Source organism: Neobacillus drentensis, from assembly GCF_036965425.1.
GTDB classification, from domain to species: Bacteria; Bacillota; Bacilli; order Bacillales; family Cytobacillaceae; genus Neobacillus; species Neobacillus drentensis_F.
The window spans coordinates 52410-64167 of the sequence record NZ_JBALPP010000042.1 but is presented as its reverse complement, the minus strand read 5'-3'; the positions used below and the strand labels follow the sequence as shown (position 1 = coordinate 64167).

Annotated in this window: 12 protein-coding genes; 9 read left to right on the top strand and 3 right to left on the bottom strand. The window is 41.8% G+C overall.

Annotation, left to right across the window (positions count from 1 at the left end; all coding sequences use genetic code 11):
- The first annotated feature begins 143 nt into the window (after nucleotides 1-143).
- Both V7161_RS11620 and bshB2 read left to right on the top strand, forming a co-directional pair.
- Nucleotides 144-491, top strand: coding sequence for a YojF family protein (locus V7161_RS11620; RefSeq protein ID WP_335445278.1), 348 nt, complete (start codon nucleotides 144-146; stop codon nucleotides 489-491).
- Between the two features lie 23 nt (nucleotides 492-514).
- Nucleotides 515-1186 (top strand): bacillithiol biosynthesis deacetylase BshB2, encoded by a 672-nt coding sequence (bshB2, locus tag V7161_RS11615; protein ID WP_335445276.1) that lies wholly within the window; start codon nucleotides 515-517, stop codon nucleotides 1184-1186.
- Between the two features lie 113 nt (nucleotides 1187-1299).
- Here bshB2 and V7161_RS11610 read toward each other — a convergent pair whose 3' ends face one another.
- Nucleotides 1300-2697, bottom strand: coding sequence for an amino acid permease (locus V7161_RS11610; RefSeq protein ID WP_335445274.1), 1398 nt, complete (start codon nucleotides 2695-2697; stop codon nucleotides 1300-1302).
- A 613-nt stretch (nucleotides 2698-3310) separates the two neighbouring features.
- Here V7161_RS11610 and V7161_RS11605 point away from each other — a divergent pair.
- The 7 genes from V7161_RS11605 to V7161_RS11575 all read left to right on the top strand — a co-directional run bounded on the left by V7161_RS11605 (nucleotide 3311) and on the right by V7161_RS11575 (nucleotide 9969).
- Nucleotides 3311-3754, top strand: coding sequence for a cytochrome C (locus V7161_RS11605; protein ID WP_335445272.1), 444 nt, complete (start codon nucleotides 3311-3313; stop codon nucleotides 3752-3754).
- Between the two features lie 21 nt (nucleotides 3755-3775).
- Complete coding sequence (gene nosZ / locus V7161_RS11600) at nucleotides 3776-5644, top strand: Sec-dependent nitrous-oxide reductase (RefSeq protein WP_335445270.1); 1869 nt, start codon at nucleotides 3776-3778, stop codon at nucleotides 5642-5644.
- Between the two features lie 79 nt (nucleotides 5645-5723).
- Nucleotides 5724-6293, top strand: a complete 570-nt coding sequence (locus V7161_RS11595; protein ID WP_335445269.1) for a hypothetical protein — start codon at nucleotides 5724-5726, stop codon at nucleotides 6291-6293.
- Nucleotide 6294: 1 nt separating this feature from the next.
- On the top strand, nucleotides 6295-7635 hold the full coding sequence (nosD, locus tag V7161_RS11590) for a nitrous oxide reductase family maturation protein NosD (protein WP_335445268.1): 1341 nt from the start codon (nucleotides 6295-6297) through the stop codon (nucleotides 7633-7635).
- Entirely contained in the window at nucleotides 7599-8396 is a 798-nt protein-coding gene (locus tag V7161_RS11585) for an ABC transporter permease (RefSeq protein WP_335445266.1), read from the top strand. The genes nosD and V7161_RS11585 overlap by 37 nt, the downstream gene beginning before the upstream one ends.
- Nucleotides 8393-9070: an ABC transporter ATP-binding protein gene (locus tag V7161_RS11580; RefSeq protein ID WP_335445264.1), complete on the top strand. Its 678-nt coding sequence runs from the start codon at nucleotides 8393-8395 to the stop codon at nucleotides 9068-9070. Before V7161_RS11585 ends, V7161_RS11580 begins: the two co-directional genes overlap by 4 nt.
- Entirely contained in the window at nucleotides 9067-9969 is a 903-nt protein-coding gene (locus V7161_RS11575) for a FixH family protein (protein WP_335445262.1), read from the top strand. Before V7161_RS11580 ends, V7161_RS11575 begins: the two co-directional genes overlap by 4 nt.
- 167 nt (nucleotides 9970-10136) lie before the next feature.
- Here the strand turns inward: V7161_RS11575 and V7161_RS11570 are convergent, their stop codons facing one another.
- Nucleotides 10137-10991, bottom strand: coding sequence for an HAD family hydrolase (locus tag V7161_RS11570; RefSeq protein ID WP_335445261.1), 855 nt, complete (start codon nucleotides 10989-10991; stop codon nucleotides 10137-10139).
- A 69-nt stretch (nucleotides 10992-11060) separates the two neighbouring features.
- Complete coding sequence (locus V7161_RS11565; protein ID WP_335445259.1) at nucleotides 11061-11723, bottom strand: DNA alkylation repair protein; 663 nt, start codon at nucleotides 11721-11723, stop codon at nucleotides 11061-11063.
- Nucleotides 11724-11758 lie beyond the last annotated feature (35 nt).

Below are 11758 nucleotides of genomic sequence, written 5' to 3'. Positions count from 1 at the left end.
CCTGGAGCGGAAATCAACAACCGTGTCTAACAGCGCTTTCTTATTAAGCACAGATTTCGCATTTTTTAACAGATTTTAGTATGATGGATACATTATTAATGAAAAATAGTCATTAGGTACGAAAGGGAAAGGAGACATTAGCCTTGGAGTTAGTTGATATTAAAAAGGTTCAAGAAGCCATTAATCATTTTGCGAATAAAGATGTCTACATTCACCTTGAAACAACGAACGGAGCCTATGCATCCCATAAAGATCAATCTTTCTTTAATGCGGGAGCCTACATCCGGAACGCCCTTGTCCGTTATGAATTAGGGAAAATCACCGGCAAAGGACCATACCGGGTCGGTTTAAAAATTAACCTCGGCTGGATTTATGCTGAAGGGATCACACATTTTGAAATAGATGAAGAAAATCACCTTTTAATGGCCGGCCACGACAATGAAGGAAGGCTCGCCGTTGCACTAGAAATCAGTACTACACCATTTGCTTAAGCAAAGTGGAAAGGAGAATGAAGATGGAAAAAGAACGTCAAGTCCTGGTCGTTTTCCCTCACCCTGATGATGAGGCATTTGGAGTATCCGGAACGATTGCCACACATGTGCAAAATGGAACCCCGGTGACGTATGCTTGTTTAACGCTGGGGGAAATGGGGCGAAACATGGGGAATCCTCCGTTTACAAATCGGGAAAACCTTCCTAAAATCAGAAAAAAAGAACTGCAGGAGGCTGCCAGGGTTCTCGGCATTCAGGATCTTAGGATGCTCGGCTTCCGTGATAAAACAATTGAATTTGAGGATGAAGAAAAGCTGACAAATACCATGTCTGCTTTGATTGAGGAATTGAATCCTTCGTTAATCATTACTTTTTATCCTGGCTATTCCGTTCACCCGGACCATGACGCCACCGGTGCGGCTGTCGTGAGAGCTGTTGAAAAGCTGCCTGCCGCAGCAAGGCCAACGTTACACTGTGTCGCTTTTTCAAATAATTGCGTCGAGGAGCTTGGTGAGGCCGACATTATCAACAACATCACCCCTGTCGCTAAACAAAAGCTCGCTGCTATTCAGGCGCACCGCTCCCAGACTGAGCAGATGTTTAAAGATGTGGAGGCAAAGTTGAAAAACCAAGATCCGCAAATCATGGTATGGATCAACAACGAGCGGTTTTGGACTTATAGGTTTGCCAAATAAAAGAAGAAATCCCTTCGCTTTTGCGAAGGGATTTTTGATGGTTATTTTTCTATACCCTATAGAAAACCAATTTATAAAAGTAACTACTATATTATCGTTTCTTATATTAAAAATTAAATTGCTTTCTTATCTGTAAAATCCTCTGCTTGAAGATCTGCAGGTACACGTTTGTTGATTCCGAAAGCATAATAGCTGATGGCCACGATAGCCAGGAAGACAATACCCGCAATCAACGAAACACGCGTATCTTCATTGAACCACATACCGATAAGGACCGCTACGAGATAGGCGATAGTTACATAGTTAGTAACCGGCGCAAATGGCATTTTAAATGGATGGCTGGCCATTTTGTCTGCATGGACCTTTCTAAACTTGGTGTGGCTGATCAGGATGACAAACCAAGGAACCATCCCAGGAAGAACACTTGCCGCATAGACGTACACAAACAGTTTTTCTGGTGCAAGATAGCTTAACACTACGCCAACACCAAGGCCAATCAGTACGCCGATTGTACCGACTAATGGCACCCCGTTGCTTGAAACCTTCGCAAACGATTTTGGAGCTTGTCCATTGACTCCAAGAGTATAAAGCATGCGCCCTGCGCTGTAGATACCGCTGTTACAGCCTGACATCGCAGCAGTAATTACAACAAAGTTAATGATTCCAGCTGCAGCTGTAATACCGATTTTTGCAAAAGTTGCTACAAAAGGGCTTCCAAGTGTAGTCAACTTATCCCAAGGATAAACAGTAACAATAACAAAAATAGCACCGATATAGAATACAAGAATACGCCAAATTGTACTCTGAATCGCATTTCTTAATGTTTTCCGAGGATCTTTGGCTTCACCTGCTGTAATACCGATAAGCTCTACCCCTTGATAAGCACCAACAACAAGTGATAGTGCAAAAAGGAAACCTTTTAAGCCTCCAGTAAAGAAGCCGCCATTTTTCCAGAGATTTGATAGGCCAATCGCTTCTCCACCGTTGCCAAAGCCAAAGAAAATCAAGCCAAAACCTGCCACAATCATCAATACAATCGTAACTACTTTAATTAGCGCAAACCAAAATTCGAATTCACCAAATGATTTAACAGAAATAAAGTTTGCTGTTCCGAGAATAACCATTGCAATAAGTCCCGGAATCCATGCAGGAAGATCTGGATACCAGTACTGCATATATGCGCCTATTGCGATAACTTCAGACATACCGACAACTACCCATTGGAACCAGTTGCTCCAAGCAGTCATATATCCTGCGATTGGATGGATATACTTATATCCAAATGTTGCGAATGAACCTGTACTTGGTTCTAAATAGAGCATCTCACCCATGGCGCGCATAATCAAATATAGAAAAATTCCTGTAATTCCATAGGCGAGCATGACAGATGGACCAGTCCAGCCTATTGTGCTAGAAGATCCCATAAATAGACCTACCCCAATCGTCCCGCCTAAAGCAATCATTTGAATATGGCGTGAACTTAAACCCCTGCTCAATTCCTTGTTTGCCATTTCTTTACCTCCCCTTTATTCCTTATTGTTGCTTTCAAGAAAAGATGCATGTAAACCCTTTGTTCATAGTTTCATAGTGTGAGGCAAAAGTTGGAAGCGGTTACAACCAAACTAGAAAAAGTTCAACTAAACTTTATTAGAAGTATATCGTTTCATATATTACAGTGTCATTCTATAATCGTATTAGAATAATGTCAATATTATTTAAAAAACACAAAAAATTTAGACTATTAATAAAACCCTTGCATAAATAAGGACTTTTAGTAATGAATTTTCACTCGAAATGTCTTACTAGCAAAATATGAATTATCCAATTAATAATAATAAATGTGTAACAAAATAATTTTTCCAGACTTCAATATAACTTTTTTCCGCCTCAAAAAATTCCCGTCACTCGTTTTGCCATTATGTCCATCCCAACGTCACAAACCCCTGTATTCTTAAGATTCACAAATCGTTCAATATTTTAAAATCGCGTTATCTCTAGGGTTTGCAAACCTTTTCACAGAACGTTCAAAAACATCCGAAAAGGTGTGAGGTGCATCACAATTTAACGGACCTTCCTTGAGTAGGATAAAGTTGTTCATTAGACAAAAAGGAGGGTCAAATCAAAATGAATAAAGCCATTATGAATTTTGTCATTTGCGCGCTGCTTGGCTTTGGTTTAGGCTACCTTGTTTTTGGGGTCATCATGGGAGACTCCGCAAAACAGCCGCAAACTGCTCAAGCTGATTCAAAGCAAACAACGACTACAACCACAGAAGCTAAAGAGGAACCCGCAAAAACTTCATCGGCAAATGAGGATAACATCCTAAATAAAAAAGGATGCCTTGGCTGTCACAGCGTGGAAGCTCTTAATCTAAAAGGCGGTGCCGTCGGACCGGATCTTTCCCAAGCCTTTGTAAATGTGGAAGGCAAGCACGGCAAGCCAATTGAAGAATTCCTTAAGGCACCTACTTCAGCCGTTATGTCTGGCGTCATCGGCAAAAACCCATTAACAGACGACGAGCGCAAGCAAGTCCTTGATCTTCTTAAGCAAGCATCTGAAGCAAAATAATCCAAAAGGTGGTGTAAGAAAATGAAAAAATGGATTCCAATCGCATCGGGATTACTTGCCGGCTTTGTAGCTGCGACAATCTCGTTTGCTGATTTTTCCGCAAAGACCAATACGGAAGCTGCATCCACAAGCAACAAAAGTGATGCTGAAAAAGTTTATGTTCCATTTGGCAAAAAAGATGAGTATTATCTATTCGCCTCCGGCGGACACTCTGGACAAATGTTTATTTACGGTGTTCCATCGATGCGCCAAATTCGTACCGTTCCTGTTTTCTCACCAGATTCGGCAACAGGATATGGCTTTGATGAGCACTCCAAGAAATTAATGGGTGACTATACATGGGGAGACCTTCACCACCCTGCCTTCTCGGAAACAAACGGTGACTATGACGGTAAATTTATGTTTGCAACCGACGTTGGTAACAGCCGTGCGGCGGCCATGGATTTAAAAACCTTCACAGTCAAAGACATTATTCAGGTTCCTAACACAAGCGGCCCGCACTGTGCGGCCTTCGTTACCGAAAATACCGAGTACATGTTCCTGCCAACTCGTTTCGCTGTACCGCTTGGTCAAAAGTACGAATCACTGGATGACTACAGCACGAAATACCGGGGTGTAATGTCTGCCGTAACGTTCGACCAGAACAAAGAAAAACTTAATATTGCTTACCAAGTGGCTCTTCCACCATGGTCCTACGACCTTTCTGATGCTGGTAAAAAAATCTCCAAGGATTGGGCAGTATTAACGACTTATAATACCGAAGAATCAACGACAAACCTTGAAATTAACGCGTCACAAGCAGACCGCGACTATATTGTTCTTTTTAACTGGAAAGAGCTTGAGAAAATGGTCAAAGACGGCAAGTATGAGGATGTTAACGGCCAAAAAATGATTTTCCCTGAAAAACAAAAAGGCGGCATCTATTTAATTCCGGTTGCGAAGTCACCGCACGGCGTTGACGTAACGCCAGACGGCACACGCTTCATTGCTTCCGGTAAACTGGCACCTACGATGACTGTATTCTCATTTGAAAAAGCATTTAAGGCGATTGAAAACAAAGACTTTGCCGGCGACCGCAACGGTATTCCGATTCTTAACTACAAATCTGTTATGGAAAGAGAAGTTAACCCAGAAAACGCTCTTGGACCGCTTCATACTCAATTCGATGACAAAGGCATGGCGTATACAACGATGTTCATCTCTTCTGAAGTTGTAAAATGGGATCCAAACACTGGTAAAACTTTAGACCGTGTACCTGTACAATACTCTCCAGGTCACTCTGTAGCAGCTGAAGGCGACACCGTATCACCGGATGGTAAATACCTAGTTGCCCTTAACAAGATTGCGAAAGACAGCTACTTATCTGTTGGTCCTTCACACCCTGAGTCCATGCAGTTAATCGACATCAGCGGCAAAATGAAGGTCATCCAATCTGCTCCGGTTAACCCAGAGCCGCACTACGCACAAATGATTAAAGCCGATAAGATCAAGACGATTAACGTGTACCCTAAAGATGAAAAGAACAAAGACGCGGTTTATAAAAAGTCTGACGCCCGCATTGTCCGAAATGGCAATCAAGTTGATGTATACGGAATTGCCATGCGCTCGAAGTTTATCTTTGATGCGAAGGCAAAACGTCCAGATGTCATTGAAGTTAGTGAAGGCGACCATGTCACCATCCATTTAACAAACATCGATTTCGATGAAGACATTACCCACGGATTTGCGATCAACAGCTATAACTTGAACATGGAAGTACAGCCTGGCCAAACGAATACAATGGAGTTTGTGGCGAAAAAGGCTGGAACTTATCCGCTTTATTGTTCAAACTTCTGTTCCGCACTGCACCAGGAAATGACCGGTTACTTCCTAGTAAAACCAAAGAATTAGTCATTGGTGATGGGTATCAATTCGATCAATTGGTACCCTCGCCTTTTCCTTAATTAACACTATATTAGGAGTGGTTAACTTGATTGGCACCAGTAAAAAGTTATCAGTGGTTTCTTCCTTAATTTTAACGGTTTCAGCCATTTTGATTGCAGGCTCTCTCTTTTTCCCGTGGTGGAAAATGGTGTTCATTGCCCCGCAATATCCGGAAGGGCTTAATATCATTGTTTTTCCGAATAAGCTTGAGGGTCAAATTGATATCGTGAACGGACTGAATCACTATATTGGAATGGCCAACTTTAGTGAAGCAAACTTCCCTGAGCTTCAGTATCTGCCTTATTTAATTGGAGGCTTGGCAGCTATTACTCTATTAACAGCGCTGCTTCGGAAAAAGCCGGTTCTTTATGGATTGATTGGCATTTTTGCCATTGGCGGCCTGCTGGGCGTTCTTGATCTCCACTCCGCCTTGAAAAAATTTGGAACGAATTTAAGCCCAGAAGCACCGATTAAAATTGATCCCTTTATCCCGCCGATTTTGGGTCACAATACGATCGCCAACTTTCATACAACCAGCCTGTTTGGAACTGGAATGTATCTCGTCATTGTGGCGTTTCTATTATTACTAATTCCGTTATGGAAGGATCGAAAGTAAAATGAAAAAACTCACGCTCATCTCTTTAGTTTTTTCTCTCTTTTTATTTATGAAACCTGAGAAAAATATGGCAGCCGAAAACCTTCAGGCAATTATCGACTCCATGAAAGAGGGGGCGGTATTGAGACTGGAAGATAAAACGTATGAAGGCAATATCGTCATCAACAAAAGTATGACGATATTGGGTTCTAGTAATACCGTGATTAAGGGAGACGGAACGGGAAATGTCATTTCCATTAAAGCTCCAAAGGTGAAGCTTAGCCACCTAATCGTGACCAACAGCAGTATGGACCGCAATTCGGCTGAAGAATATGCAGGCATCAAGATCTATACAAACAATAATGTGGTGGAGAATCTCAAGATCCGCTATTCCTTTCACGGCATTTATTTAAGTCAGGCACACCATAATATCATCCGTAATAATAACATCAAAGGCATGGGCAAAGGCGAAATTGCCGCCCAGGGGAATGGACTTCACATTTATTATGCCAATGATAATCTGCTCGAGCACAATACGATCGACGGCGCCCGCGACGGGATGTTCTTCGATTATGCTAACAACAATAAAAGCTATGAAAACAATATAAGCAATACCCGGTATGGCTTGCACTATATGTATTCTGATGAAAATATTTTTAAGAAAAATACCTTTACCATGAACACCGGCGGAGCCGCCATCATGAACTCGAACCATCTTAAATTAGAAGATAATCAATTTATCGTTAACTATGGAAATCAATCATTTGGCTTAATGCTTCTGCAGGCCAACGATAATTATATAGCGGGTAACACATTTTATATGAACCAACGGGGCCTTTACATTGATCAGGCAACGCGAAACACCATTAAGAACAACCATATCGTCCAGAACCAAATTGGCATTGAGCTGTGGGCCAGCTCCAATGACCAGACGTTCACGTTAAATCACATCTCTGAAAATACGATTCCTGCTGTAACCCTTGGCGGTACAGGCGAGCATAATTCCTGGAGCAAGCATGGGAAAGGCAATGATTGGGGACGCACGTTTCCGCTCACCGATTTAAACCAGGACGGCATCGGTGATTTCCCGGTCACCTATCGTTCCTCGTTATATCAATTAATCGAGGATCAAGAACTAACGTATTTATTTTTAAAAAGTCCAGCAATTTCGATCTATGAAAAAATCAATGCCACGCTGAAGGATGAGGATACGATGTTTAAGGATCCTCGCCCGCTAGCTGCCGCAAAAGGCAAGCCGCATACGATTCTATTTTTCGCGTTAGGAGTGCTTGTGGTATTGATTTTACTAAAGGGGAGACAAAGGCTATGCATTACATTTGGAAGGAATGGAAGGAAAATATAAGAGGTAAAGGCTTGTGGCTCAGTTTAAGCATTATCGTGCTCTTAAGCATTAGTATTTTGTTCCGCTCGACCAACCTTTCATTTGATAAAGGCTTTTATATTCTATTAATCAATTTGTTCGATACGCTGATTTACTTTATCCCAATCCTGTGTTTGTTTATCGGCGCCTTTTCAATTTTTCAGGAAAAGGAACAAAAAACGCTGATTATGCTGCTGACAAAGAAGGAGAATTACTCCAGCTTTTTGGCTCGAAAAAGCCTGGGGCTTTATACCGTTGTACTTGTTCCGATCCTTACTTGGTTTTTTATCTATCTATTATTATTAAAATTTAGCTTTCAACTCGATATTAAAAGCTATTTGATTTTTATGATCGCTGTTATTTGCATGGCACTGGTGTTTTTGCAAATGGGCACTGCGATTGGCAGTATTAGCCGCTCAAGGATGCAAATTTTAGGGATTACGATTTTTGTCTGGTTCTACTATTTCTTCTTGCATGATTTTATTCTGCTATCCTTTTTACCGGATGTTCAGTATGAAAATGTTAAATTCTTCTCAGCGGTTTATTTCTTAAATCCGCTGCAGTCAGTCAGGATGTTTTTAGAAACCGGCATGGGCGTCTACTCCTTCGGCCATATGTCAAGGCTTTTACAATCGTTTATGTGGACGAAGCCCGTGTTCTTTTTACTCGGAAATTTGATTTTCTGGCTTGCTGTTTCTTTTAGTACTGCGATTGTTTTTAACCGCAAGGAGGGCTACGAATGATTAAAGTGGCAAATTTAAACCAATCCTTCGGGAAAAAGACGGTATTGAATTCGAATTCAATCGAGATTGAAAAAAATGAAATTTGTGCCCTTGTCGGCCGAAACGGGGCCGGTAAATCGACATTTATTAACAGCCTGCTCGGACTGCTCCCGGGTAAGCAGGGGACCATTTCGATTAACGGAATCGAAGTCACGAAAAAAAGTCAGGTATGGAAAAAGGCCATTGCTTATCTTCCAGAAAAATTTATGCTGTATCCGATGCTGACCGGGCTAGAAAATATGACGTTTTTTGCGGAAGCTGTTTTTAAAAAGGCTGACCTTGGCCGGATGGAACAGATTTTGAAATCGGTAAGTCTTTGGGATGACCGGGATGTCCAGGTTAAGTCCTACTCAAAAGGAATGTTGCAGCGCCTCGGCTTAGCCATCACCCTCTATCAGGATGCGAGCGTTCTGATTCTTGATGAACCGACAAGCGGTATCGATCCGATGGGAAGAAAGGAAATTTTGGAGGTCCTACGGAATCTTCACGATAAGACCATCCTGCTCTCCTCGCACCATCTCGATGAAATCAAGCAGGTCTGCACACACGTTGCTTATCTAGATCATGGAAAAATGAAAAAATATACAGTTGAAGAATTTTTACAAACTCATCAATTAGGAGGGAATGAGTCATGATGAAACGCCTACTATTCCCCATGCTGCTTTTGATTGCCATGTTGGCCGGCTGCAGCAAAGGGCCTGAATATGAAATCGAAGTGACAAAAGATCTTTATTTCCAAAAGGACACAGCTCTGCCGTTTGAAATTAAAGTAACCGAGAATAAAAAAGCGGTGAAAGGGCTGGATGTGTCAGCTCAGATATCGATGACAAATATGGACCATGGCACCTATGATGTGAAGTTAGAAGAAGGGAAAAATGGCACTTACTCAGGCAATGTGAAGCTGCCAATGGGCGGTAAATATGAAGCGACGTTTACGCTCAAAAATGATGGAGATAAAACGGAGGAAGTCATCAACCTTAATGTCACAAAGCCTAAAGGTGTGGCCAAAATTAATGGTGGATGGATCACAAATGATGACATTGCTTTTTATCAGTTTATTAATAAGCTACAACTGGAAATTAACCGCGAGGCGGCCAAGAAAAAATATACCAGCAAGCAGTTAGAGGAGGAACTGGCCTATCTTGATTCACAGGAAAAAATCAATGATGATAAAAACCAATTATTAACGCAAATTATCCGCTTGCGCGCAATGGCGATGCTGGCCAGTGAAAAAGGACATAAGGCAGCAGGTGCTGAAGTTGAACAGGCCGTTGCTAAAGCCCGCGATCAATATAATCAATTCGAGTCCTCCAAGAGCTTAATCCAAGAGTACGGCGAAGACAAGTTTTGGGCAACCGAAAAGCAACAGTACCAATTAATCGTTCTTTCTCAAAAGGTACAAAAGGACGTCATTGAAAAGGTTAAAAAGGACAATCCAAATGTCGGTGAACAAGAAGTCTACTATCTCGCTCAAAAGGCTTACGAGGAGCTATTAGTTTCCCAGGTAAACTCGTTAAAAATTGAAGTTCTCTAAAATGGCACGAGTCTCAGGTCACTTTTACAACCAAAAGTGACCTTTTTATGACTTTATTGAAGATCTAGCAAATTCAATTAGCGGATAACGTCACCCAATTAGCGGATAAGCTGCTTTAATTGGCGGATAACACTCGCCCCCCTGGGCAAGACGATTCCGCTTATCTTCTACAAAACTTCTAATATCGCCTTTGCCACTCCGCTTTCTTCATTGGTGTCTGTTACATGGTCACAAAGTGACTTTATGTAGTAGCTGGCATTGCCCATTGCGACCGCTCTTCCTACCCGTTCGAACATCGAAACATCATTCAAATTATCACCCATCGCCATTGTCTCAGATAAATCAATCCCGTTTGTTTTCACAAAGGACTCCAGCGCAATTCCCTTTTGGGCATTTTTATGGGTAATTTCAATATTTTCATGGCCTGATGAGGAAATCTCCAATTCTTCAATTGCTGCAAGTGCTTTGTTAGCCGCTTCAAGTCTGTCTGCGTCAAAAGAAAACGCCAGTAATTTATAAATTTGGTGATTTTCATCTGCAAAAATCATCTCGTAATCCTCAACTTCATGAACTAGACCATTTCGTACCCGTGCCCCTGCCTTATAAACAATCTCCTCCCGATTCAATTCCGGATTCGCGCTCATCACAATGTCAACAAGAATCGAAACCGCTTTTTCCGAATCAAGCGAGAACGTACCTTGGTTTGTGTAGACTTCAAAATAAATATCATGCTCCGTTAGCGTGGCAGCGGCTTCCCTTGCCAATTCCTTGCTAATTGGGTTTGCCGAAATAATCTCGCCATCTTTCGAGCGTACCTCGGCCCCGTTCACACAAATAATCGGGCATTTTAGGTCCGACTCAGCCAACACGAAGGTTGCCTCCTGATACGACCTTCCTGTCGCGACGACAAACTCGACACCCTGCTCCTGCGCTTTTAAAATGGCCGCTTTATTTTCCGGTGTGATTTGTTGAATACTGTTTAATAAGGTTCCATCCATATCTGATGCAATACACTTAATCATGATGTCCAGCTCCTATTTTTTGATAAAGACATTCTAACATGTTTGGCTGGCAATTTTCCTCCAGAAGGCTTAGCCTACATACTTGCTGCCTTCTCGTACACTTAAGGGTGCTAACCGGTGACCTTCGATAAACGCCTTTACCGATGCGGGATTTGACTTGGAATATTCCCGTAACGCCCAGCCGACTGCCTTTTGGATAAAAAATTCTTTGCTTTCAGCATTGAGCTCAATGTACCGATAAAGCAGTTCTTCATTCGTTTTCTCTTTATATTTTAATTGAAAAAGGATTGCCGCCCGGCGAAGCCACATATAATCGTGTTCTGCCCAGTCATTTAGCGTTTCCTCAACGACTTCAGGGTATTCCTGAGCGATTTTCCCGACCGCTTTTGGGGAGATTGCATCCACGGTATCCCACCATGATTTCGTCATAATCAGCCGTTTCATAAATTCCAAATCCTGTTTTTCCAGCTTATTAAGTGATTTTTCTATATAAGTAAGGGCTGTATATTGATATTCCCTTTCAGGCTTGTCCCAAAGCTCGCTGACAAAATCTCTATTAAATGTTTCTTTTAGAATCCCGCTCTCTTTGAAAAATTGCTTTTCAAGCTCTTTACGCAAGGGAGACTTAATTCCTAAGAAGGGAAAATGCCCCTTCATATAGCTTTCCATCGGCCCGGCATTTATTTCATTGCGGTTTTTTTCGAAAAGATTGGTTAACAAATCTATTTGCAAAAAATTCACTCCTCTCCATTATGAATTATTCTCTT